Raw genomic sequence first — 22,702 nt, 5'->3', positions numbered from 1 at the left:
CAGCGTGCTCTCGTGATGCAGGTTGGAGCAGCCTGTGGTAGGGGCGCCTCCAGGCCTAGACCTCAAAAAACATCGCCCATAAAAAAACCCGCTTCAGCGGGTTTTTTTAACCAGGGGCCAAGCCCTTAAATCACAAACTTTTCGCGATTTTCGTTTTGAATCCACTTGGGCGCCTTGCCGCGGCCAGTCCAGGTTTCGCCAGTGGCGGGATTGCGGTATTTGGGGGCTACCTTGGTACCAGCGGTGGAACTGCGTGCTGTCTTGCCTGAGGCTTTGCCTGCGGGGAACACGTCCTGGGCCGTCAGGCCAAACTCCGTGACCAGCGAACGGACCTGCGCCACAGCGTCCGACAATTCACGGCGGCGGGCTTCGCCGATTTGTTGCTCAAGGGCTTCGCGCTGCTTCAACAGTTCTTTGTAGCTGGTCATGGTGTCTGGGTTAAATAAGGATGAAGACGCGCCATTATAGGAATCTGTAATACATCTGTGCAGCCCGCTTTGAAATTAAATCGAATTTTTACGACTCAGCGCAGAAACCACCATATTGGTGCAAATCATTCTCCTCGGCATCGGCCCGCCGGATTTAGCCAGCGGCCGGTCAGTGCGCAGAGCTATCCTTTCGATGGGTGGGTTACCCAAGGAATTCGGAATGAATGCCGACGGCTGGCGATTAGCAATGTAAATCTGCCTGCGAACCACCCGACACGTGCAGCGGGCCGCCATTGCCGTCCTCACATGCCGCCATATCCCTACGGCAATCCGGCCCGGTTTCGCTTAATGAAACCGATTAAACCGCGCACGGCAGTGGGGAGCTGCGTACCCTGTCGCCCATCCTGGACCCCGGAGAAAATGTGGCATTTCGCGCAAAAACTCCGTGAGAGCGCGATAACCCCTGGCACTTCGAATAGTGGAAACCCCATCGGGCTGGCCCGAAGCACAGTTCACAGACAGCCCGACTGAACACCTGGACCACGACGGCCCAGCGCGACCGCGCAATCAGCACAGAATCCACGGTTACCTTCACACCAGACACTGACCCATGGCTCTTTACTGTATTGGCGACATCCAGGGCTGCGACCTGGCCCTCGGCCGCCTGCTCGATGAGATCGGCTTCTCCCCCAGCCGCGACACCGTTTACCTGCTCGGCGACCTGGTGAACCGGGGCCCGGACTCCGCCGCCGTGCTGCGCCGCTGCGTCGCCGTGGACGGCGCGCTGCGCTGCCTGCTCGGCAACCACGATCTGCATCTGTTGGCGGCAGCGCACGGCGCGCGCAAGCCCTCGCGCCGCGACACGCTGGCCTCGGTGCTAGAAGCCAGCGACCGCGATGCCCTGCTGGCCTGGGTGCGCCAGCAGCCGCTGGCCCGCGCGCACGAGCACGCGGGTGAAACCCTGCTGATGGTGCACGCCGGCGTGCTTCCTGCCTGGTCTTCTGCAGAGACTTTGGCGCGCGCCGACGAGGTGGCCGCAGTGCTGCGCGGCCCGGACCTTGCCGGCTTTTTGCAGTCGATGTACGGCAACACCCCCGACCAGTGGCGCGACGACCTCACGGGCACGGATCGCCTGCGGGTGATCGTGAACGCGCTCACGCGGCTGCGCTTTTGCTCTGCTGACGGCATCATGGATTTCGAGAGCACCGAAAGCGCCAGCGCCGCGCCGCCCGGCTTGGTGCCCTGGTTCGACGTGCCCGGCCGCCAAACTGCCGGCACCCTGATTGCGTTTGGCCATTGGTCCACGCTCGGCTGGCTCCACCGCAGCGACCTGCTTGGCCTCGACACCGGCTGCGTATGGGGCGGCTGCCTGAGCGCGGTGCGCTTTGGCGCCACGCTGGCCGACCGCGAGTTGCTGCAGGTGCACTGCGAGCAGGCGCAGGCACCGGGCGCCTGAGGTCATCCCTAGCAGAGCGCCGGGCGCGCAAGCGTTTGCGGCGAACGGGCACCCTTATGTCTAGATTTGCCGTTGAGGTTGCCGATGTGCCTGGCCGCGGGAGCCAGCACGCCGGCATGCAGCCAAGGCCACCACGCCCCCTGTTACGTCGCTGATACGGACGGTACGCGCGGCTGCTCGCGCGGCGGCGCTGTATGTGCAGAGCCCGGTACGCGCAAGCCCAAGGTTCGCGGGCGACGACCCTGCGCTGGCAGATACGGCCGCACAGCGATTCCTGCAACGGCGCAAAGGGAGAGTGCTGAATGTCAGCACCACCGATGCGGCGCTGGTGCGGTCGATGCCCCAGGGCTGACGGGCTCGCCCTCTCGGCCCCACGATGGACGGCAGCGATTCGACCAGTCTTTTTACTATCAAATAAATAGCGCCCACCGCTTACACATCAAGCGCTAGCGGCCATTTAGACCAATTATTGAGTCGAAGTCTCGGTTTCGGTCTCAGGCTGAACCGCCTTGAACAGCGCAGCCACCTTGCGCTTGGGCTTGATGTTGGCCGACACGCTGCTGCGCGGTGCCGATTTGGCGGCTTCCCATGCGGGGGCGGCGTCTGCGGCTGCAGTGGCTTCGTACGGCTTTTCGAAGAATGGGTCGCGCGAAGCGACGGCGGGCCGAAAGCCGCGGTGCTGTTCGCGGGGCTCACGACCTTCGCGGCCTTCACGCCCGCTGCCGCTGCGGGGATCACGCTCGCGCTCGCGGCGCGGGGCGGCCGAGATGGCATCACGCCCATCGCCGGTCTCGCCCGCTTCGCGCCAGGCGCGGCGGCCGTCATTGATGCGGCCACGCGGCTGGTCTTCTTCGTATTCGATGGCTTCGAGTTCGATCTTTTTCTTGATCAGCTTCTCGATGTCGGCCACCAGGCGCGTGTCGCTACCGGACACGAGCGTGACCGCCAGGCCCGAGGCGCCCGCGCGGCCCGTGCGGCCGATGCGGTGCACGTAGTCTTCGGCGTTGAACGGCACGTCGAAGTTGAATACCGCCGGCACGTCCTTGATGTCGAGGCCGCGCGCGGCCACGTCGGTACACACCAGCAGGTCGACCTCGCCGCTCTTGAAAGCTTCCAGCGCTTTCAGGCGCTCGTCCTGGCTCTTGTCGCCGTGCAATGCGGTGGTCTTGAGACCTTCGCGCTCCAGGCTGCGGGCTAGGCGGGCGCAGCCGAGCTTGCTGTTCACAAAGATGAAGGCCTGCTTGATGCCCCGGGTCTTGAGGACCTGGTGGATGGCACGGCGCTTGTCGTCGTCGTTGGCGCTGTAGAAGCGTTGCTCCACCGTGGAGGCCGTCTCGTTCGGGCGGGCCACTTCGATGGTGATGGGGTTTTGCAGGTAGCTGCTGGCCAGGCGCTTGATCTCAGGCGAGAACGTGGCGCTGAACAAGAGCGTGGTGCGCTGCTTGGGCAGGTACGAAAGGATGCGCTGCAGGTCGGGCAAAAAGCCGATGTCCAGCATGCGGTCCGCCTCGTCGAGCACCACGTACTCGACCTGGTTGAGCACGGCGTTTTTGGCCTCGATGTGGTCCAGCAAGCGGCCCGGCGTGGCGACCAGCACCTCGACGCCTTTTTTCAGCTCGATGGTCTGCGGCTTCATGTCCATGCCGCCAAACACCACGGTGCTGCGCAGCTTGGTGTACTTGGCGTACAGCGCGATCTGCTGGGCGACCTGGTCGGCCAGTTCTCGTGTGGGCAGCAACACCAGAGCCCGCACCGGGTGGCGCGCGGGGGAGGTGGAGCTGCTTTCATGCTTGAGAAGGCGTTGCAGCAGAGGCAGCGAAAAAGCCGCCGTCTTGCCAGTGCCGGTCTGGGCTGCGCCCATCACGTCCTGGCCGGTCAAAACGACCGGGATGGCCTGCTCCTGGATGGGAGTCATGGACTCGTAGCCCATTTCGGCCACGGCACGTGCCAGCGGCTCAGCCAGCGATAGATTGGAAAAGGAACTTGTCATTTAGCCCTCTATTGTCGCATTGACGCGTGAAAACGCTATTTTTTGAGGTATGCGCACATCAGGGCACCGGCTGGATGTGAGATATCAGCCACCTGATTGCTATTATTTACATAGCAATAAACGCTTATCAATCAAGCGCTAGGGGCCAATTTCGCGTGAAGACTACTCCAGCACGGCCCGCAACTGGCGCGTGGTAACGCCCAGGCGGCGGGCCCCAATCATGGCGAGGTTATTCATCACCGTGAGCGCAGCCTCGGGGTATTGGCGGGCCCAGCTGTCGAAATGGCTGCGCGACAGGCGCACCAGCTGGGCGGGCCGGCGCTCGGCCCCGGCGCTGGCGGTGCGGGCCGCGCCACTGAGAAAAGCCATCTCGCCAAACGCCATGCCCGGCCCCACCGTGGCCAGGCGCAGGCCCATCTCTGGCGGCCACTGCGTGACCAGCGTGATATGGCCGGACTGCACGATCAGCAGGTCGCGGTCGCTGTCGCCCGCGCTGAACACCACGCTGCGGGCCGGCACGGCCAGGGGTACCAGCAGGGCCTGCAGCGCCTCGCCGGCGGCGGCTGGCACGCCCTCACCGATCTCGCCGAGCAGGTCGCGGTGCGGGTACGCGGGCCGCTGCTCGATGGGGCGCTGCAGCAGAATGCCGGCCTCGGCCCATTCGAGCGCTCGGTCCAGGTCGGCAAAGCTGCGCACCTGCTCGCCAGCATGCGCTGCGGCCATCGGGTCGAGCCCCGCCACGGCGGCCGATGCGCCCTGCTGCGCCAGGTCGCGCACCAGCGCACGCAGCTGGGCCAGCGCCGTGCTGTCCCACGCCGGTACGCGCGCCGCGTCCAAAATCACCCAGCGGTGGCGCGGCTGCAGCAGCAAACGCACCTGCTCGGCCAAATGCGCGGCCACGCCAAACGACATCACGCCCTGCAGTTCAAACACGGCAACCTGGTTCATGCGCGGCACGAGCCAGGTGTCCGACCCCGCGCGGCGCAGGCGGCGCGAACGCAGCTCGCCGTCCAGCCGCACATGCCGCAGCACCTTGGCGGCCGAATCGTGCAGCAGCACAAACGTGGCCACCACCAGCCCCGCCACCAGCGCGCCCACGCCGCCCATCACCGCAAATACCAGCGCCACGAGCCAGCTCTGCGCCCACGTCACGCGCGAGCTTTTGGCATAGCGCAGCGACCACATCAGGCCCGGTACCTGCATCAGTCCCGCCAGCACCAGCCCGCCCGCAAGGCACGCCATGGGCACCCAGTGCAGCCACCAGGCCCCCGTGGCCGCCACCCCCAGCATGATGGCCGCATGCCAGCGCGGGGCATCGGGCGACCCGCCGGCCTGCGCCAGCACGATGCGCGAGCGCGATGCGCTGGTGGAGGCCGGGATCATCCCCGCCAGGCCACACAACACGCCCAGCAGGCTTTCGCTGCGGAGGGTCTGGTTGGCGTTGCCGCGCAGGCCGTGGTCCAGCTCCAGCTCCTGGTTGAACACCATGATCTCCAGGCTGTTGACCAGCGCCATCAAGAGCGCCAGCACGACAAGGTCCGAGCCATGCTGCTGCGCCAGCGCCATCCACGGGATGCCGGTCCAGTCGGGCCACAGCGGCCCGGCAAAGGTACTGGGCTGCACCGCGGGCGCAAACACCGTGCCCAGCCCCACGCCCCAGATGCCCGCCAAAGCCACCGCCAGCGCCACCACGACCACGGCGGTCAGCAGCCCGGGGGCGCGCGGCCAGCGCAGGCGCAGCGCCCAGGCCAGTGCCACCACGGCCAGCGCGGCCAGCGCATGCCAGGCTGTGCGGGCGTCCCACAGCGCGTCCATGCCCGCGCCAAAGCCGTTGCGCACCTGCCCCAGCACCATCGACAGGCCTACGCCGGCAGCAAAACCATGGGTGACCGAAATCGGCAGAAAACGCGCCACCGACGCCAGCCGCAGCACGCCCAGCAGCCATTGGAAAACAAACGCCAGCGCCACCGTGGCCCCGCTCACAGCCAGCACCTGGCGGGCACTCAGGCCGAGGCCCGGCGCGGCGCCGTGCGCTGTGGCCAGCACCGCGGCAAACAGCAGCGCCACCACGGTGGTGGGCGCATAGACCACACCGGGGCGCGGCACCACCAGCGTGAGCAACAGCCCTGGCAGCGCAGCGGACCACAACGCCAGCGCGGCCAGCGAGTGGTCTCCCGCCAGCGGCGCAAACGCCAGCAAACCAAGGCCCACCGCGTGCGGCACGGTGACAGCCGCCGCCGACCACGCGGCAGCAGTGCCGGACGCCTGCGGTGCAGCCGCTTCCGGCTCCAGCGTGTTCCAGCCGGTAGAGGCGGGAGGCTGAAGCGGTGCAGGTTGTGACTGCGGGGCGGATGGCATGAGGTGCTGGGCCGCTGCGCGCTGCGATGAGTTGGTGAGTAGGTCGTTGCGCCGGCTACAGGCTGCGGGTGCTGAAGGTGTCGCAGCCCTTCACGCTGCCGTTCTGCAAGCCGTTGTTGAACCAACGCTGGCGCTGGGCGCTGGTGCCGTGGGTGAAGCTCTCGGGCACCACCGCCCCACCACCTGAACGTTGCAGCGCGTCGTCGCCGATCTTGGCGGCGGCGTTCATGGCTTCTTCCACGTCGCCCTGCTCCAGGATCTTGCGAGCGTTCTGCGCGTGGTGGGCCCACACACCGGCAAAGCAGTCTGCCTGCAGCTCCAGGCGCACCGACAGCTGGTTGTATTCGGCCTTGCTTACCCGGCCGCGCATCTGGTCGACCTTGCCGCTGATGCCCAGCTGGTTTTGCACATGGTGGCCCACCTCGTGGGCGATCACGTAGGCCTGGGCAAAGTCGCCGGGCGCGCCCAGCCGGGTCTTCAAGGTTTCATAGAAACCCAGATCGATGTACACCTTCTGGTCGGCCGGGCAGTAGAACGGGCCCATGGCCGCCTGGCCGGTGCCGCAGGCCGTCTGCGTGGCGCCGCGAAACAGCACCAGCCGCGGCTCCTTGTACTGCCCGCCACCCTCGCGGAACACGCCTTGCCACACGTCTTCGGTGTCGGCCAGAACGGTCGAGACGAACCGGGCCATGGTGTCGTCCGCCGGGGGCTTCTGGGCCGGCCCCTGGCTTTGCACCTGCGCCGGTGGCGCGCCTCCGCTCAGCATGCCCAGGATGGTCAGCGGGTTGATGCCCAGCACCCACCCGCCCACCAGCGCGACCACGATCGTGCCGATACCGATGCTGCGCCCGCCAAAGATTGGCGAGCCGCCACCGCCGCCGCCGTCACCCCGGCGGTCTTCCACGTTGTCGGATTCGCGATTGCCTTCCCATTTCATGCCAGTCTCCAGCGCCCTCCCCGTGGAAGGCATGGCCGCCATATTACGCGCCGCGGCCGGTGCGGCTTTGCAGGAAGAGAGCGCAAAACACGCGCTGCCTTGAGGACGGGGCAGCCCGCAAAACTGCAGCAATGGCCAGTGGGGCCGCAGAGCGTGCTTTGCGCCACACGGCGTCCAGCCCGGCACTTTCCCAACGCGTCCGCGGGTTCGCGGGTTCCGCGCCGGATTACGATGCCGAGCGCGGCCATCCCGGCCAACTTGGCGCTCCACACCATGCTCCACCACGCCTCCCACTACGCGCCGCCCGGCGAACGGGTGATCCTGCTCACAGGGTTTGACCCGTTTGGTGGCGACACGCTCAACCCGAGCTGGCTCATCGCCCAAGCCCTGCACGGCCAGCGCGTCGGCGGGCACCGGGTGGTGGCGGCGCAACTGCCCACGGTGTTTGGCCGCTCGCTGTACCAGCTGGAAGCACTGCTTGAAGCGCACCGGCCGTCGATGGTCGTGTGCCTGGGCCAGGCCGGCGGGCGCACCGCGCTGTCGATCGAGCGTGTGGGCATCAACATCAACGATGCGCGGATTCCGGACAACACAGGCGCCCAGCCCATCGACACACCGGTTGTGCCGGCCGGCCCCGCAGCCTACTTTGCCAGCCTGCCCGTCAAGGCCATGCTGCGCGGCGTGCAGCGCGCGGGCGTGCCCGGCGAGGTGTCGCAGACCGCTGGCACTTTTGTCTGCAACCATGTCCTGTACGGGCTGATGCACCTGCTGGCGACGCGCTCCGGCGGCGCGGCGGGCGTGCGCGGTGGCTTCATCCATGTGCCTTGGCTACCAGGGCAAGGCGCGCCCTACCTGCCCCTGCGCGACATGGTGCGGGGCCTGTACATGGCGCTCTGGGCGGCGGTGCTGGCGCACGAGGACATCGCGCTGGGCGCAGGCGCCACGCACTGACGTAGGCGGCGGCGCGCGCACGCCCTGCCTGCCAATCACCGCCACTGGGGCTTGCCCGCCCCCCGGTGCGCCCTGGCGTGTGTACAGTTCCGGCATGCACGCTTCGCCCCGCCCCGAGCCCCCTCGCACCCTCGATGCGGCCGCAACTGCGGCGCGGTTGCCCTGGGCCGCGCTGGCTGACGAAATTGCTGCCGTGCTGCGCGATGGATCGGTGCTGGTGCCCGCCCGCAGCGTGCTGCCGCTGCCGCAGGGCGGCACTTTGTTCGTGATGCCTGCCACCGACAGCCGGGTGGCCATGACCAAGCTCATCACCCTGACACCCGCCAACGCCGGCACCGGGCGCCCCGCCATCCAGGGCGATGTGGTGGTCTTCGACGTGGCCACCGGGGAGCGCCGGCTGGTGCTGGACGGCCCCACCATCACCGCGCGGCGCACAGCCGCCGCATCATTGCTGGCCGCCCGGCACCTGGCCCACGAGCCGCAGGGCCCGCTCCTCATCGTCGGCGCCGGAGTGCAGGGGGTCGCGCACCTTGAGGCGTTCGTGCATGGGCTCGGGGTTCGGGATGTGCGCGTGGCGTCGCGCAGCCCGGCCAGCGCGCAGGCCCTGGCGCAGCACGCCCGCACCCTGGGCGTCAAAGCCCGGGTGGTGGATGACGCCAATGCCGAAGTCCGCCATTGCCCCCTGATCGTGACCTGCACCCCCGCGCACAGCGTGGTGCTCCACACGCCGCCCCTGGCCGATGCCTTTCTCGCCGCAGTGGGTGCGTTCACGCCCACCATGGCGGAGCTGTCCCCGGCGCTGTGCCAGCACATCGCCGAGCACGGCCACATCGTCGTCGACACGCCCGATGCGCGGCACGAGGCCGGCGACCTGTTGCAAGCCGGCATCGATGTCGGCACGCTCCCCACCCTTCGCGATGTGCTGCAAGGGCCACGCATCCAGCGCACAGGGCCGGTGCTCTTCAAGAGCTGCGGCTGGGCCGGGTGGGACCTGGCAGCCGCGCGGCTGGCCCTGCGCGGCCCTGCCGAAGCCAGCGCTGCAGGCACCGCCGCCCTCGCCGACCAACCCGGGTGGGCCACACCATGAGGGCGCGCCGCTTCTCCGACCTGAGCCTGCGCGCACAGATCGCGCTGGTGTTTGGCGCCATCATGGCCGCGCTGGCCGTGTTGCTGTCGCTGGGTTTTGGCGAGCTGATCAAGCTGCGCAACGAACGCGATGCGGGCGCCACCCTGCAGAGGATTGCTGAAAACGCCGGCAAGTTGCTGGCCAACGGCCTGCTTGATCGCAGCCGCGAAGCCGAGGTGCTGGCCACCGCCGAGGTCGTGTGGGTCAAGGGGCTGGATGCGCCCGAGGCCCACCACATGTTGTCGCGCAGCCAGGCCGCCCAACCCAACAGCGTGTGGATCGGCGTGGCCGACGCCGAAGGCATCGTGCGCACCGCCACCGGCGGGCTGCTCGTGAACCAGAGCGTGCTGGAACGGCCCTGGTTCAAGGCGGGGCTGGAGAAGCTCTACGTGGGCGACGTCCACCCCGCCAAATTGCTGGAGCAGTTGCTGCCACCGCAGGCCTCGGGCGAGCCATACCGTTTTGTGGACTTCGCGGCACCGATCCGCATCGGCCCCACCACCGTCGGCGTGCTCGGCATCCACGGCAGCTGGGAGTGGACGCGCGAGGTCATCGAGAGCCTCACCCCGCCGCGCACCGACGCCGCTGCGGTGGAGCTCTTCGTGTTCGACCGCGCAGGCCAGTTGATCTTTGCACCCGATGGTCAAACGCAGGCCCTGCAGGCCGCCGGCCAGCGCCTGCCAGAGGCCAGCCCGGGCCCGGCCAGCAGCACCGGCGTGGCGGGCGCCCAGCCGTCGATTGCCGTTGTGCGCTGGCTGGACGGCCGCGACTACCTGACCGCCACCACGCCGCTGCAGCCGCGCAACACCGCCAGCGACCTGGGCTGGCGCATCGTGGCGCGCGAACCCGTGGAAGTGGCCTTTGCGGAAGCGGGCCGCACGGTGCGCATGGCCTTGGCCATCGGCCTCACGGCCGCGTTGCTGGCGGCCGCGCTGGCGTGGCTCGCCGCGCGGCGCCTGAGCGACGACCTGTACGCGCTGGCCAGCGCCGCCAGCGCGGTCGAAGCCAACACCCCCGGCACCCGCATCCCGCAGGCCACGAGCAGCCGCGAGGTGCGCAAGCTCGCGGGCGCGCTGCGCCGCATGACGCACCACCTGCTCACCGCCCGCGAAGCCATGGAAGAGAAGGTGCGCCTGCGCACGTTGGAGCTGGAGGCCGCCAACCGGGCGCTCGACCTTCAGGCCCGCACCGACGTCCTCACGGGCCTGCTCAACCGCCGTGGCTTTGAAACGCAGATGGCGTTTGCCCTGGCGCTGGCCCGCCGCGGCGCACGGCCGCTGAGCCTGATCACCGTGGATGTGGACCATTTCAAGCGCGTGAACGACACCTTTGGCCACGAGGCAGGCGACGAGGTGCTGCGCCGGCTGGCACGCACGCTCGAGGTACGGCTGCGCAATTCGGACGTGGTGGCGCGGCTTGGGGGCGAAGAATTTGTCGCCTTGCTGCCCGACACCGACCTGACCGGCGCGCGGGCGATTGCCGAGTCGCTCGTGGTGGCGATGGCAGAGCAGCAAGACCCCGTCGTGGGCCAGATCACCGTCAGCGCGGGCGTGGCCAGCGTGCGCGGACCGGAAGACACCAGCGCCTCCGTCCTGCGCCGCGCAGATGCTGCTTTGTACGAAGCCAAAGGCCAGGGCCGCAACCGGGTGTGTGTGGAGGCCTGAAATCAGCGCCAGCTGAGGCGACTGAGCGCAAGGCAGCGCGCCGGGCGCTGTGTACCCTTTTTACCCCTTAGCGCAAACAGTGGTGTCAGACCAGCAGCAATTCGCCGCGCGACGCCTCATCGTCCAGTGCGGCAGCGACCTTGCACCCGTCGGGCGCCGCGGCATCGAAATACACCTGCAGCCGCGCGGCCAGTGCGCTCAGCGCCGTGTCGTCTGAGGCCCGTGCCGCAGCCAGCTGCTGCAGCGCATAGGGCCGGTGGCCCAGCATCATGTCGGTGTTCACACAACGGCCCAGGCTGGCCATCTTGAGGGTGAAGGCGTTCAGGAGTTCGCACGGCCAGTAAGTAGCGTGCAGCGCGCCCGTGCGGCCATCGTGGGTAGCCCCCCGGTCGTGCGCAGGGAAGGCGCTAGGCTCGGTCGCGGCCCCAGGGGAACGATCTGCACCCCGGTTCTGCACGGGTGCGGCGGGTGCAGCAAAGATCAGCATGGGGAACTCCTTTCGTCGTGCGGCCGGAACATCCGGTGCATGACACCATGCTAGAAACCTTACGTGCGCTTGCACTTCAGCCAAAAAGCTGCGCCGGTGTAGGACACCGGCCGCCGGCCAGTACGGTGCAAACGGAAACGCCCTGCCGCCGCTCAGGGCTCGCAGCCTGCGACCCAAGGCGCCCGGCTGCCTTGCCACAGGCGTCCATGGCAACACCCGATGCGGGTGAATTGCCCAGGCCAACCCTTCTTCAGGCCTTGGGCAGCGTGACCCCGACTTGCCCCTGGTACTTGCCGCCGCGGTCGCGGTAACTCACCTCGCACACGTCGTCCTTGTCGCTCTCGAAGAACAGCACCTGCGCGCAGCCTTCGCCAGCGTAGATGCGGGCCGGGAGCGGGGTGGTATTGGAGAACTCCAGCGTGACGTAGCCTTCCCATTCGGGCTCGAAGGGCGTTACGTTCACGATGATGCCGCAGCGGGCATAGGTGCTTTTGCCCAGGCAGATCGTCAGCACATTGCGCGGGATGCGGAAGTACTCCATCGTGCGGGCCAGCGCAAAGCTGTTGGGCGGGATGATGCAGCTGTCGCCGTGAAAGTCCACGAAGCTCTTTTCATCAAAGTTCTTCGGGTCCACCACGGTGCTGTGGATGTTGGTGAAAACCTTGAATTCCGGCGCGCAGCGGATGTCGTAGCCGTAGCTGCTGGTGCCGTAGCTGATGATCTTGCGGCCTTCGGCCTCACGCACCTGCGCGGGCTCGAAGGGCTCGATCATCCCGTGCTCGGCAGCCATGCGGCGGATCCATTTGTCGCTCTTGATGCTCATCGGTGAACTCCCTGCGCTGTGGCCCAGGCAGTCGATACACGGCCGGGCGCTATGAAATATGTAGCTATTAGCGCTTGATGATCAAGCGCTGGAGCCGTATTTTGCTTGAGAAATCACCGTTTCCTCCACCACCCGGTCGTCGCCCAGCACGATCAGCGCAAACAACAGCTCATCCAGGTTGCTCGCCTGGCTGGTCTTGCGCGCGAGCAGCGGCGTGGCGCGGGGGTTGAGCACCACAAAATCCGCCTCGCAGCCCGGCTGCAGGTTGCCCACCACCCCGCCCAGGCCCAACGCCCGGGCCGCACCCGCCGTGTGCTGCCACCACAGCTGCTGGGGCGACAGGCTCACGCCCTGTTTGCTCTGCCCCTCACGGCCCACGTAGTACGCCGCCAGCATGGTCTTGAAAGGGCTGAAGCTCGTCCCCCCGCCCACGTCGCTGGCCAGGCCGTAGCCAAAACCCACGCGATCGGCGCCCGCGTAGTCGAAAAAACCGCTGCCCAGAAAGAGGTTGCTCGTCGGGCTGACGGCCGCCACGGTACCGGTGTCCTTCATCAGCGCCCGGTCGTCGTCGTCGAAGTGGATGCAGTGCGCGTACACCGCGCGCTCGCGCATCAGGCCAAAGTCGTCATACACCGCCAGGTAGCTGCGCGACGCCGGGAACAGCTCGCGCGCCCAGCGGATCTCGTCCAGGTTCTCGGCCACATGCGACTGGATCCACACGTCGGGATAGCGCGCCGCCAGCTCGCCTGCGCCACGCAGCTGCTCGGGCGTGCTGGTGGGCGCAAAACGCGGCGTGATCGCATAACCCAGGCGGTCCACGCCGTGCCAGCGCTGGATCAGGGCTTCGGTGTGCGCCAAACTTTGCTCCGTTTCGTCGCGCACGCCGTCGGGCGAATGGCGGTCCTGCAGCACCTTGCCGGTGATCATGCGCAGGTGCCGGCGCTGCGCTTCGGTAAACAACGCATCCACGCTCGCCGGGTGCGAGGTGGCAAAGGTGAGTGCCGTGGTCACCCCGTTGCGCAGCAGCTCATCGACGAAGAAGCCCGCCACCTGCGCCCCGTAGGCCGGGTCGACAAACCGCGATTCGTGCGGAAAGGTGTAGTTCTCGAGCCAGGGCAGCAGGCCGGGCGCGGGCGAGCCGATCACGTCGGTCTGCGGAAAGTGGATGTGCATGTCCACAAAACCGGGCGCCAGAATGCGCCCCGGCAGGTGCGTCACGGGCTGACCGGCGTACTGGGGCGCGAGGGTCTGCCATGCGCCTGCTGCCAGCACACGCTGGCGGCCCGCGCCGTCAGGGCCAATGGCCAGCAGGCCGTCTTCGTCATACAGGGCCGAGCCATCGTCGGCAAATCGCAAAAGGGCTGAACGGTATACGGGCATGGGGATAGCTTAGCGGCCGGGACAGATCTGGCCATACCGGCGCGGCGATAACCTCTATCGGCCCGTGATCGCGGCATCCCGGAAGGATTTCACGCTTTGCGCTGCCCAGCGTGCCGCGACACGGCCCAACCACTGCCCCGGCCCATATGCTGCGCGGCAACGGCATGTCTGCACGCAGCCGGGAACCCACGAAAGGCACCGCCCCATGTCCCAGAGAAAACTCACTGCCCTGCTCACTGCGCTCCTCCTGGCGGTCACCGCAGCAATGCCCGTGGCGGCCGCGGGCGCTCACCCCGAACCCAAGAAATCAACGGCAGGCAAGAACAACCTGTACGGCGCCATCGCGTTCGACAAGCGCACCCGGGCCTATGGGTTCTCGTTCGACCACCCGACCCGCGCGGCGGCCGAGGAGCGTGCGGTGCGTGAGTGCGCAGGCAGCCATTGCCAGTCAATGATGTGGTTTGCCAACGGCTGCGGCGCGCTGGCCACAGGCCGCGAGCGCTATGGCGCCGCCACCGGCGCCAACCGCCGCGAGGCCGAACGCAAGGCGCTGGCGCAATGCACGGCGGACGATTGCCGCGTGCTGACCTGGTCCTGCACGGCGGGCGCCGCGCGATAGAGAACTACGAATCTGCGCGACCTCCTCGGCCCGCACCGTCAGCGCGCGACCTTGCCCTGCACGCCTTCCACCAGCCAGTTCATCTGCAGGATCTGCGCATCGGTCAACGCCTGGCCGGCGGCGATCACCTCATGGCCTTCGTTGTCGCGTACGGCGGCCTTGGCGCTGGCGCGAAACGGCTGCAGCTGCCCGGCGCCGATCGCCTTTTGTGCGGCGAGCACTTCCTGCTGCACGGCAGCCGGCACCTTGGGACCGAAGTCGCCCACGCGGATCAAACCCTCGCGCACACCGCCCCAGAGGTTGCCGCTTTTCCAGGTGCCGCCCTGCACCGCGCGCACGCGCTCCGTGTAGTAGCGGCCCCACTGGTGCGTCACGGCCACGATCTGCGCATCGGGCCCGGCCTTGCGCATGTCCGAGTGGTAGGCCACGGCCATCTTGCCGCGCTCCTGCGCGGCCGCCATCACGGCCGTGGAGCCGGTGTGAAACGCCATCACGTCCACGTCCTGGTTGAAGAGCACCATGGCGGCGTCACGCTCCTTGGGGGGGTCGAACCACACGTTGAGCCACACGACCTTGACCGTCGCCTTGGGGTTGACCGAGCGCATGCCCAGCGTGAAGGCATTGATGCCCTGCAGCACCTCGGGGATCGGGAACCCCGCCACATAGCCGGCCACGCCGGTCTTGCTCATGCGGCCCGCCGCGATGCCCGCAAGGTAGCGGCCCTCGTAGTAACGCGCATTGGCCACCGCCACGTTGGGCGCTGTCTTGTAGCCCGTGATGGACTCGAACTTCACGTTCGGGTAATCCTGCGCGACCTTGAGCGTGGGCTCCATGTAGCCAAAGCTGGGCGTGAAGATGATCTGGTGGCCCGTGGCGGCCAGGTCGCGGATCACGCGCTCGGCGTCAGCACCCTCGGCCACGTTCTCGACAAAGGTGGTCTGCACCTGCGCGCCCAGGGCTGCTTCGACGGCCTTGCGGCCTTCGTCGTGCTGGCGCGTCCAGCCCGCTTCGGTGATGGGCGAGACATACACAAACCCGGCTTTGACGGGGCCAGCGGGTGGCGCCTTGGCCACAGCCGCGGTCTGCGAGAACGCGGGAGCGGCGGTGAAGGGGGAGGTGGCAAGAATGAAAACGGCGCCAGAAAAAAGCGCACTCACACAACCCGCACGCAGTGCGGTGGCGAGGTTTTTGTACATGGTGTTCCTCTACATGGTCCCGATGGCAGAAAAAGCAAAAGGCTGCCGGGACAGCAGCCTTTCGCGCTATTTTACCGCGGGCATGCCGGCTGGCCGGCAGGTCCGCCAGAGGGGTCGTCAGTAGTCGTGCTCCACGCAGCGCTCGAAGGTCTCCTTGAGCTTGTGCTCCCACACACGCTTGTCGGCGTTGCCCGCAAAGCTGGCCTCAAAGCTGTTGAAGGCCAATTGGTAGGCATGCTTGGCCGTGAGGCCCGTGGCCGCAAACACCTGCGTGAAGTTGTCGTTGATGTAGCCGCCAAAGTAGGCAGGGTCGTCGGAATTGACGGTGGCGGCCAGCCCCGCATCGAGCAGCTTGCCCAGGTTGTGATCCGCCAGATTGGGGAACACGCACAGCTTCTGGTTGGACAGCGGGCACACCGTGAGTGCGATGCGGTCTTGCGCCAGTCGCTGCATCAGCGCCGCGTCGTGCACGGCCTGCACGCCGTGGTCGATGCGCTCGACCTTGAGGACATCGAGCGCGCTCCAGATGTAAGCCGGCGGACCCTCCTCGCCCGCATGGGCCACCAGGTGCAGGCCAAGCTCGCGGCAGCGCGCGAACACACGCGCAAACTTCTCGGGCGGGTGGCCCAGTTCGCTGGAGTCGAGCCCCACGCCCACAATCTTGTCGATGAGCGGCAGTGCCTGCTCGAGCGTTTCAAACGCGGACTCCTCGCTCAGGTGGCGCAAGAAACACAGGATCAGCGTGGCGCTGATACCCAGCTCGGTGCGCGCGTCCTGGCAGGCGCGGTGCAGGCCGTTGATCACGGTCTCCATCGCCACGCCGCGTTCGGTGTGGGTCTGCGGATCAAAGAACAATTCGGCGTGCAGCACTTTGTCGCGCGCAGCCCGGCCCAGGTAGGCGCGCGCCATGTCGTAGAAGTCCTGCTCGTGCAGCAGAACGCTGGCCCCGGCGTAGTAGATGTCGAGAAAACTCTGCAGGTTGCTGAACGCATACGCGCTGCGCAGCGCTTCCACGTTGGCATAGGGCAGCGTCAACTCGTTGCGCTGCGCCAGCGCAAAGATCAGCTCGGGCTCGAGGGAGCCCTCGATGTGGATGTGCAGCTCTGCCTTGGGCATGGCACGCAGCAAGGTGGGCAGTTGCGCGGCGGAGATGGGCGGGACTTTGAACATGGCGGTGGGGCTCTTGTAGGTCTGCGATGCCACATCATGCACTGGCGCGGCACCAACGAAAAGGGCCGCAGACAGCGGCCCTGGGTGGTGCGCGCCACAAGGTGCGCACCCGCTTTCAACAGAAGGCTACTTCTTGTCGCCGCCGGGGATCTTGCCCTCGACGCCCTTGACGTAGAAGTTGACGCCACCCAGGAACTTGTCGTCAGCGACAGCGTCTTTGGCCAGCACTTCCTTGCCGTCCTGGCCCACGATCGGACCCTTCCAGATCTGGAAGCTGCCGTCGGCCAGGCCCTTTTTCACGGCTTCGACCTTGGCCTTGGTGTCGGCCGGCACGTCTTCCGCGATGGAGACGATGTCGATCGCGCCTTCCTTCACGCCCCACCAGCTTTGGCCGCTGGCCCACTGGCCATCCAGCGCATCCTTGGTGGCCTTGATGTAGTACGGGCCCCAGTTGATGATGGCCGATGCGAGGTGGGCCTTGGGGCCGTAGGCCGTCATGTCCGAATCCCAGCCGAACGCGCGCTTGCCCTTTTCTTGCGCGGTCTTCAGCACGGCGGGGGAGTCGGTGTTCTGGAACAGCACGTCGGCGCCGCCATTGATCAGCGAAGTGGCGGCTTCCGTTTCTTTCGGTGGGCTGAACCATTCGTTCACCCACACCACCTTGGTCTTGATCTTGGGATTGACCGACTGCGCACCCAGCGTGAAGCTGTTGATGTTGCGGATCACTTCAGGGATTGGCACCGAGCCGACCACGCCCAGCGTGTTGGTCTTGGTCATGGCGCCGGCAATCACACCGGCCATGTACGCGCCTTCGTAGGTGCGGCTGTCGTAGGTGCGCAGGTTCTCGGCCGTCTTGTAGCCGGTGGCGTGCTCAAACTTGATGCCCTTGTTGTCCTCGGCCACCTTGAGCATGGATTCCATGTAGCCAAAGGTCGTGCCAAAGATCAGCTTGTTGCCCTGGCCGGCCAGGTCGCGCAGCACGCGCTCGGCGTCGGCCGACTCGGGCACGCTTTCCACAAAGCTCGTCACGACCTTGTCGCCGAATTCCTTCTCGATGGCCTTGCGGCCGTTGTCGTGGGCAAACGACCAGCCGCCGTCACCCACCGGGCCGACATAGGCAAACGCGATCTTCAGAGGCTCTGGCTTCGGCGCGGGGGCCGATGCCACGGGCTCGGGGGCGGGCGCAGCCGGCGCGGCTGGTGCAGCTTCTTCCTTCTTGCCACAGCCCACGAGCGCGGCGGCGGCGATGGCGGAGAGCGCTGCCACCTTGAACAGGGAGCGTTTCTGCAGATCAGTCATGTCGGTTTCCTTATGGATGAAGATGAAGAGAGATTTACAACGGCAGGGGACGAAATCGGTGATTATGGTCCGATCTACCGGACGGTAACCAAAGGTTTTTCAGCGGTATCCGCGAACGCAAGACGCGGGCCAACCCTATGACCCCGGGTAGAACGGCTTGCCCAACGACGCGGGCATATTGATGCGGATCCATGCCGGATTGCGCGAGATCAGCGCCAGCACCACGATGGTGGCGACGTACGGCAGCATGGAGAGCAACTGGCTCGCCACCTGCACGCCCGTGGCCTGCAGGTGAAACTGCAGCATCGTGACGCCACCAAACAGGTAAGCCCCCAGCAGCACCCGCGCCGGGCGCCAGGTGGCAAAGGTGGTCAAGGCCAGCGCGATCCAGCCGCGGCCAGCCACCATGCCTTCGACCCACAGCGGCGTGTAGACGGTGGAGATGTACGCGCCCGACAGACCACACAGCGCCCCGCCGGCCACCACCGCGGCCAGGCGGATGCGGCGCACCGGGTAGCCCAGCGCATGGGCCGACTCGGGCGACTCACCCACCGAGCGCAGCACGAGGCCCGCGCGCGAGCGGTACAAGAACCAGATCAACCCTGCCACAAGCAGCATCGTCAAATACACCAGCGGGTGCTGCTGGAACAGCGCGGGCCCGAGCAGCGGCACATCAGACAGCACCGGAATGGCGTACTTGGGCAGCTCGGGAAGCTTGGCCTGCACGAAGCTGATGCCCGCAAACGCCGAAAAGCCCACGCCGAACAGCGACAGCGCGAGCCCTGTGGCGTACTGGTTGGTGTTGAGCCAGATCACCAGCACGCCAAAGATGGCCGCAAGCAGCGCCCCGGCCGCCATGCCCGCGGCAAAACCCAACCAGGTGTTGCCCGTGTGCACCACGGTGGCAAACCCGGCGATGGCGGCGCAGAGCATCATGCCCTCGGCGCCCAGGTTGACGATGCCGGCCTTTTCGTTGATGAGCAGGCCCAGGGCCGCAATGGCCAATACGGTGCCTGCGCTGAGCGTGGCGCCGATGAGCAGTGCATAAGACTCCATCAGACACCTCCTTTCTTGCTGCCCACCCAGCGAACGCGATAGGCAATCAACGTGTCGCAGGCCAGCAGCGTGAACAGCAGCAAACCCTGGAACACGCCGGTGAGCGATTTGGGCAGGCCCAGGCGCGACTGCGCGAGTTCTCCACCGATGTAAAACATGCTCATCAGGATGGCCGACAGAATCATCCCGACCGGGTGCAGCCGCCCGACAAACGCCACGATGATGGCTGCAAAGCCATAGCCCGCCGGCACGTACGGCGTGAGCTGGCCGATGGGCCCGGCCACCTCCAGCGCGCCTGCAAGCCCGGCCGCGCCGCCGGAGATCAACAGCGCCGTCCACAGCGCGCGGCGCGACGAGAAGCCCGCGTACCGCGCAGCCGCCGGCGCCAGCCCGCCCACCTGCTGGGCAAAGCCCGCCCGGGTGCGGAACAAAAACACCCACAGCGCAGCAGCCCCGGCCAGCGCCAGCAGCAGGCCGATGGACATGCGCGAGCCCTGCATCAGCCGCGGGATCTGCGTGACTTTTTCGAACGTCTTGGTCTGCGGAAAGTTGTAGCCCATGGGGTCCTTCCACGGGCCGTAGACCAGGTAGCCCAGCACCAGCGTGGCCACGTACACCAGCATCAGGCTGACCAGGATTTCGTTGGCATTGAACTTGTCGCGCAGCAGCGCCGTGAGCCCCGCCCACGCCATGCCGCCCAGCACGCCCGCGACCAGGATGGCGGGCACGATCCACGGGCCCGTGGTCTTGTCGGCCAGCAGCGCCACGCCGCCAGCCACCACGGCGCCGATAACGAATTGACCCTCCGCGCCGATGTTCCACACGTTGGAGCGAAAACACACCGCCAGGCCCAGCGCGATGAGCAACAGCGGCGTGGCCTTGACCATGAGTTCGCCGATGGCGTACTGCGACTTGATGGGCTCCCAGAAAAACACCTGCAGCCCGCGCACCGGATCTTTGCCCAGCGCCATGAACAGTGCGACGCCAATGAGCACCGTGAACGCCAGCGCCAGCAGCGGCGATCCATATGTCCAAAGCTTGGAGCTCTGGGGGCGCGGTTCCAGCTTAAGCATGCTGCACCTCCGCACCGTGGGCGCTTTGGCCGCTGTGGGCCAGATGCGCCTGCACATCGGCATTCCACAGGCCACTCATCCATTCGCCGATCTGCTCCACCGTGGCGTCGGCGCGTGCTACCTGCGGCGACAAATGCCCCTTGGCCACCACATGCAGCCGGTCGCAGATTTCAAACAATTCGTCCAGCTCCTCGCTGACAACCAGCACCGCGCAGCCCGCATCGCGCAGCGCCAGGATGGAACCGCGGATCTGCGCAGCGGCCCCCACGTCCACACCCCAGGTGGGCTGCGAGACGATGAGCAGCTTCGGGTTGGCGTCGATCTCGCGCCCCACGATGAACTTTTGCAGGTTGCCGCCCGACAGCGATTTGGCCGCCGCGTGGGGGCCGCCCGCCTTCACGTTGAAGCGCTCGATGAGGGCCTTGGCATGGTCCTGCAGCGCACCCACCTTGATCCAGCCGCTGCCCGCCACCGAGTTGGTGCGCGTGAGCAGCAGGTTGTGCGCAAGGCCCATGGTGGGCACCGCCCCGCGGCCCAGGCGTTCCTCGGGCACAAAGTGCAGGCCGAGCGCGCGGCGCTGGCTCGGGCCCATGCGGCCCGCGTTCTGCCCGGCCACCTGGATGCTGGCGGGTTCGGCGCGTGTGTCTTCGCCCGACAGCGCGTAGAGCAATTCCTTTTGGCCGTTGCCCGACACGCCTGCAATGCCGACAACCTCGCCCGCTTTTACTTCGAACTGCAGGTCGACGAGGTCCACACCGAACTGGTCGGCACGCGGCAGCGACAGGCCTTGTACGCGCAGTACCGTGGCGCCCGTCTGCACCGCGCGATGCTCCAGCGCCGGCGGCTCGGCGCCGATCATCAGGCGCGAGAGCGACGCATTGGATTCCTCGGCCGGGTTGCACACCCCGGTGACCTTGCCGCCGCGCAGCACCGTGCAGGCCGTGCACAGCGCGCGAATCTCATGCAGCTTGTGGCTGATGTAGAGGATGCTGCAGCCCTCGCTGGCCAGCTTGCGCAGCACCACGAAGAGCTTTTCGACCGCCTGGGGCGTGAGCACCGAGGTGGGCTCATCGAGGATCAACACCTTGGGGTTGGTGAGCAGGGCGCGGATGATTTCCACGCGCTGCATTTCGCCTACCGAGAGGGTGTGCACGGGGCGCAGCGGGTCGATGTCCAGGCCGTATTCGGCCGCCTTGGCGGTGATGCGCTGCGTGACCTCGGCGAGCTGCAGGCTTTTGTCCAGGCCCAGCCACACGTTCTCGGCCACGGTCAACGTATCGAACAGGCTGAAATGCTGGAACACCATCGCGATGCCCAGGGCCCGCGCCTCGTGCGGGTTGCGCACCTGCACGGCCTGGCCGTTGAAGGACACGCTGCCTTCGTCGGGCTTGACCGAGCCGTAGATGATCTTCATCAGCGTGGATTTGCCCGCGCCGTTTTCGCCCAGCACCGCATGGATCTCGCCGGGCAACACGGTGAGCGAGACACCGCTGTTGGCCACCACCGCCGGGTAGCGCTTGGTGATGCCCACCAGCTGCAGCCGGGGCGGGGCCACGCCCGGGGTGTGGGGAGTAGGAGGTGAACTCATGCGGGGATTGTCTCTCAGTTCTTATCGCTGGTTATTGGAGCAAAAATGCCTTCCTGCGCTTGTCCTGATTGCCTTGATAGCTATTCTTTTCGTAGCGAAGCGGCCACCGTCTTCACGCAGTCGCGCAGCCACGTCGCGGCCGCCGAGTGGTGGGTGCGCGCGTGCCACAGCTGGTAATACATGAGGCGGGGGAAAGGCACCGGGCACGGCAGGATGGCCAGTGGCAACTGGTCGACATAACGCTCGCAGTACTGGCGCCCGGTGGTCAGTACCAGCAGGCTCGACGCCACGATGGGCGGTATGGCGCTGAAGTGCGCGCAGCGGGCGGTGATGTTGCGCGCCATGCCCAGGCTGTCGAGGTGCGCATCGATCACGCCCCGCGCGCCGGGGTGGGTGGGCGTGGGTGCGATGTGCTCGGCGGCGAGCCAGCTGTCGGCGTCCCAGCCGCGGCGCACGGCCGGGTGCTCGCGGCTGACCAGGCACACGACCTCGTCGCCAAACAGGCGGCCCATGTGCAGGTCGTCCGGCGGCTGCGGCCAGTTGCCGATGACCACATCGACTTCGCCCTGCGCCAGGTGCGCGTGGTAATGCGCATCGGCCGACAGCGGAAGGATCTCGATGGGGCACAGGGGCGCCTCGACCTTGAGGCGCGAAACCAGCTGCGGCAAGAAGAGCGGATCGAGGTAGTCGCTCGCCGCCACGCGGAAGGTGCGGGTGGAGGTGCGCGGATCGAACCCGCGCGCATCGGAGAACAGCGCCTCGGCCGACCGCAGGATCGCGCCGGCCGGCTCCACCATGCGCAGCGCGGCATCGGTGGGCATCATGTTGGCGCCTGAGCGCACCAGCAGCGGATCGCCGGCCAGGTCTCGCAGGCGCTTGAGCGCGGCAGACACCGCAGGCTGGTGCATGCCCAGCCGGACGGCGGCCCTCGATACGCTGCGTTCTGTGAGCACGGTGTGCAAGACCCTTATGAGATGGAGGTCTATCTTGTCGAAAAGGGCGTGGTCTCTCATAGCGGTGTGGGCATGGGTGCCATAAGCTTGAGGTTATGCCGGTTGCGCTGTGGCGCCCTACCCTCTTGTGCAACCTGACGAACTGAAG

General features: G+C 67.0%; 19 protein-coding genes. 5 read left to right on the top strand and 14 right to left on the bottom strand.

Going from position 1 to position 22,702, the window contains the following annotated elements:
• Positions 1–125: 125 nt before the first annotated feature.
• A complete protein-coding gene (locus ACSQ3Q_RS06370) occupies positions 126–428 on the bottom strand; it encodes an H-NS histone family protein (protein WP_436133563.1) in 303 nt (100 codons plus the stop codon).
• Positions 429–1,038: 610 nt separating this feature from the next.
• On the opposite strand from ACSQ3Q_RS06370, the gene ACSQ3Q_RS06365 reads away from it, so the two are divergent.
• Positions 1,039–1,884, top strand: a complete 846-nt coding sequence (locus ACSQ3Q_RS06365; RefSeq protein WP_436133562.1) for a symmetrical bis(5'-nucleosyl)-tetraphosphatase — start codon at positions 1,039–1,041, stop codon at positions 1,882–1,884.
• 466 nt (positions 1,885–2,350) lie between these two features.
• On the opposite strand, the gene ACSQ3Q_RS06360 is transcribed toward ACSQ3Q_RS06365, so the two are convergent.
• From ACSQ3Q_RS06360 to ypfJ, 3 genes are all read right to left on the bottom strand, one after another.
• The gene (locus tag ACSQ3Q_RS06360; protein WP_436133561.1) at positions 2,351–3,874 is read right to left on the bottom strand and encodes a DEAD/DEAH box helicase; all 1,524 of its coding nucleotides are present in this window, start codon (positions 3,872–3,874) and stop codon (positions 2,351–2,353) included.
• Between the two features lie 162 nt (positions 3,875–4,036).
• Positions 4,037–6,232 (bottom strand): SulP family inorganic anion transporter, encoded by a 2,196-nt coding sequence (locus ACSQ3Q_RS06355; protein ID WP_436133560.1) that lies wholly within the window; start codon positions 6,230–6,232, stop codon positions 4,037–4,039.
• Between the two features lie 55 nt (positions 6,233–6,287).
• Positions 6,288–7,169, bottom strand: coding sequence for a KPN_02809 family neutral zinc metallopeptidase (ypfJ, locus tag ACSQ3Q_RS06350; RefSeq protein ID WP_436133559.1), 882 nt, complete (start codon positions 7,167–7,169; stop codon positions 6,288–6,290).
• A 273-nt stretch (positions 7,170–7,442) separates the two neighbouring features.
• Between ypfJ and pcp the strand changes: the two genes are divergently transcribed.
• The 3 genes from pcp to ACSQ3Q_RS06335 all read left to right on the top strand — a co-directional run bounded on the left by pcp (position 7,443) and on the right by ACSQ3Q_RS06335 (position 10,910).
• Positions 7,443–8,120: a pyroglutamyl-peptidase I gene (gene pcp, locus ACSQ3Q_RS06345; protein ID WP_436133558.1), complete on the top strand. Its 678-nt coding sequence runs from the start codon at positions 7,443–7,445 to the stop codon at positions 8,118–8,120.
• A 94-nt stretch (positions 8,121–8,214) separates the two neighbouring features.
• Complete coding sequence (locus ACSQ3Q_RS06340; protein ID WP_436133557.1) at positions 8,215–9,207, top strand: delta(1)-pyrroline-2-carboxylate reductase family protein; 993 nt, start codon at positions 8,215–8,217, stop codon at positions 9,205–9,207.
• On the top strand, positions 9,204–10,910 hold the full coding sequence (locus ACSQ3Q_RS06335) for a diguanylate cyclase (RefSeq protein WP_436133556.1): 1,707 nt from the start codon (positions 9,204–9,206) through the stop codon (positions 10,908–10,910). The genes ACSQ3Q_RS06340 and ACSQ3Q_RS06335 overlap by 4 nt, the downstream gene beginning before the upstream one ends.
• A gap of 85 nt (positions 10,911–10,995) precedes the next feature.
• Here the strand turns inward: ACSQ3Q_RS06335 and ACSQ3Q_RS06330 are convergent, their stop codons facing one another.
• From ACSQ3Q_RS06330 to guaD, 3 genes are all read right to left on the bottom strand, one after another.
• Complete coding sequence (locus ACSQ3Q_RS06330; RefSeq protein ID WP_436133555.1) at positions 10,996–11,397, bottom strand: hypothetical protein; 402 nt, start codon at positions 11,395–11,397, stop codon at positions 10,996–10,998.
• A gap of 250 nt (positions 11,398–11,647) precedes the next feature.
• Positions 11,648–12,220 carry a dCTP deaminase gene (gene dcd / locus ACSQ3Q_RS06325; protein ID WP_436133554.1) on the bottom strand — a complete coding sequence of 191 codons (573 nt, stop codon included), beginning with the start codon at positions 12,218–12,220 and terminating at the stop codon, positions 11,648–11,650.
• An 81-nt stretch (positions 12,221–12,301) separates the two neighbouring features.
• Positions 12,302–13,600, bottom strand: coding sequence for a guanine deaminase (guaD, locus tag ACSQ3Q_RS06320; protein WP_436133553.1), 1,299 nt, complete (start codon positions 13,598–13,600; stop codon positions 12,302–12,304).
• A 205-nt stretch (positions 13,601–13,805) separates the two neighbouring features.
• Here guaD and ACSQ3Q_RS06315 point away from each other — a divergent pair, with 205 nt between their 5' ends.
• Positions 13,806–14,219 (top strand): DUF4189 domain-containing protein, encoded by a 414-nt coding sequence (locus ACSQ3Q_RS06315; RefSeq protein ID WP_436133552.1) that lies wholly within the window; start codon positions 13,806–13,808, stop codon positions 14,217–14,219.
• Positions 14,220–14,257: 38 nt separating this feature from the next.
• Here the strand turns inward: ACSQ3Q_RS06315 and ACSQ3Q_RS06310 are convergent, their stop codons facing one another.
• From ACSQ3Q_RS06310 to ACSQ3Q_RS06280, 7 genes are all read right to left on the bottom strand, one after another.
• Positions 14,258–15,415: a BMP family ABC transporter substrate-binding protein gene (locus ACSQ3Q_RS06310; protein WP_436133551.1), complete on the bottom strand. Its 1,158-nt coding sequence runs from the start codon at positions 15,413–15,415 to the stop codon at positions 14,258–14,260.
• Between the two features lie 117 nt (positions 15,416–15,532).
• Entirely contained in the window at positions 15,533–16,585 is a 1,053-nt protein-coding gene (locus tag ACSQ3Q_RS06305) for an adenosine deaminase (protein WP_436133550.1), read from the bottom strand.
• Between the two features lie 126 nt (positions 16,586–16,711).
• Positions 16,712–17,884 carry a BMP family ABC transporter substrate-binding protein gene (locus tag ACSQ3Q_RS06300; protein ID WP_436133549.1) on the bottom strand — a complete coding sequence of 391 codons (1,173 nt, stop codon included), beginning with the start codon at positions 17,882–17,884 and terminating at the stop codon, positions 16,712–16,714.
• Positions 17,885–18,019: 135 nt separating this feature from the next.
• Positions 18,020–18,940: an ABC transporter permease gene (locus ACSQ3Q_RS06295; RefSeq protein WP_436133548.1), complete on the bottom strand. Its 921-nt coding sequence runs from the start codon at positions 18,938–18,940 to the stop codon at positions 18,020–18,022.
• Positions 18,940–20,013: an ABC transporter permease gene (locus ACSQ3Q_RS06290; protein WP_436133547.1), complete on the bottom strand. Its 1,074-nt coding sequence runs from the start codon at positions 20,011–20,013 to the stop codon at positions 18,940–18,942. The genes ACSQ3Q_RS06295 and ACSQ3Q_RS06290 overlap by 1 nt, the downstream gene beginning before the upstream one ends.
• On the bottom strand, positions 20,006–21,601 hold the full coding sequence (locus tag ACSQ3Q_RS06285; RefSeq protein WP_436133546.1) for an ABC transporter ATP-binding protein: 1,596 nt from the start codon (positions 21,599–21,601) through the stop codon (positions 20,006–20,008). Before ACSQ3Q_RS06285 ends, ACSQ3Q_RS06290 begins: the two co-directional genes overlap by 8 nt.
• A gap of 80 nt (positions 21,602–21,681) precedes the next feature.
• The gene (locus tag ACSQ3Q_RS06280; RefSeq protein WP_436133545.1) at positions 21,682–22,614 is read right to left on the bottom strand and encodes a LysR family transcriptional regulator; all 933 of its coding nucleotides are present in this window, start codon (positions 22,612–22,614) and stop codon (positions 21,682–21,684) included.
• Between the last annotated feature and the right edge of the window lie 88 nt (positions 22,615–22,702).

Source organism: Acidovorax sp. LjRoot129 (genome assembly GCF_964253765.1).
GTDB lineage: Bacteria > Pseudomonadota > Gammaproteobacteria > Burkholderiales > Burkholderiaceae_C > Acidovorax.
This window is presented reverse-complemented; position numbering and strand designations above follow the sequence as displayed.

Excerpts from the sequence above, each read along its gene's own strand:
- ACSQ3Q_RS06330 (WP_436133555.1), bottom strand. The coding sequence starts at position 11,397 with ATGCTGATCTTTGCTGCACCCGCCGCACCCGTGCAGAACCGGGGTGCA.
- ACSQ3Q_RS06290 (WP_436133547.1), bottom strand. The coding sequence starts at position 20,013 with ATGCTTAAGCTGGAACCGCGCCCCCAGAGCTCCAAGCTTTGGACATAT.
- ACSQ3Q_RS06335 (WP_436133556.1), top strand. The coding sequence starts at position 9,204 with ATGAGGGCGCGCCGCTTCTCCGACCTGAGCCTGCGCGCACAGATCGCG.
- ACSQ3Q_RS06340 (WP_436133557.1), top strand. The coding sequence starts at position 8,215 with ATGCACGCTTCGCCCCGCCCCGAGCCCCCTCGCACCCTCGATGCGGCC.
- ypfJ (WP_436133559.1), bottom strand. The coding sequence starts at position 7,169 with ATGAAATGGGAAGGCAATCGCGAATCCGACAACGTGGAAGACCGCCGG.
- guaD (WP_436133553.1), bottom strand. The coding sequence starts at position 13,600 with ATGCCCGTATACCGTTCAGCCCTTTTGCGATTTGCCGACGATGGCTCG.
- ACSQ3Q_RS06355 (WP_436133560.1), bottom strand. The coding sequence starts at position 6,232 with ATGCCATCCGCCCCGCAGTCACAACCTGCACCGCTTCAGCCTCCCGCC.
- ACSQ3Q_RS06305 (WP_436133550.1), bottom strand. The coding sequence starts at position 16,585 with ATGTTCAAAGTCCCGCCCATCTCCGCCGCGCAACTGCCCACCTTGCTG.
- ACSQ3Q_RS06370 (WP_436133563.1), bottom strand. The coding sequence starts at position 428 with ATGACCAGCTACAAAGAACTGTTGAAGCAGCGCGAAGCCCTTGAGCAA.
- ACSQ3Q_RS06300 (WP_436133549.1), bottom strand. The coding sequence starts at position 17,884 with ATGACTGATCTGCAGAAACGCTCCCTGTTCAAGGTGGCAGCGCTCTCC.
- ACSQ3Q_RS06360 (WP_436133561.1), bottom strand. The coding sequence starts at position 3,874 with ATGACAAGTTCCTTTTCCAATCTATCGCTGGCTGAGCCGCTGGCACGT.
- ACSQ3Q_RS06310 (WP_436133551.1), bottom strand. The coding sequence starts at position 15,415 with ATGTACAAAAACCTCGCCACCGCACTGCGTGCGGGTTGTGTGAGTGCG.
- ACSQ3Q_RS06315 (WP_436133552.1), top strand. The coding sequence starts at position 13,806 with ATGTCCCAGAGAAAACTCACTGCCCTGCTCACTGCGCTCCTCCTGGCG.
- ACSQ3Q_RS06280 (WP_436133545.1), bottom strand. The coding sequence starts at position 22,614 with ATGAGAGACCACGCCCTTTTCGACAAGATAGACCTCCATCTCATAAGG.
- ACSQ3Q_RS06295 (WP_436133548.1), bottom strand. The coding sequence starts at position 18,940 with ATGGAGTCTTATGCACTGCTCATCGGCGCCACGCTCAGCGCAGGCACC.
- pcp (WP_436133558.1), top strand. The coding sequence starts at position 7,443 with ATGCTCCACCACGCCTCCCACTACGCGCCGCCCGGCGAACGGGTGATC.
- ACSQ3Q_RS06365 (WP_436133562.1), top strand. The coding sequence starts at position 1,039 with ATGGCTCTTTACTGTATTGGCGACATCCAGGGCTGCGACCTGGCCCTC.
- dcd (WP_436133554.1), bottom strand. The coding sequence starts at position 12,220 with ATGAGCATCAAGAGCGACAAATGGATCCGCCGCATGGCTGCCGAGCAC.
- ACSQ3Q_RS06285 (WP_436133546.1), bottom strand. The coding sequence starts at position 21,601 with ATGAGTTCACCTCCTACTCCCCACACCCCGGGCGTGGCCCCGCCCCGG.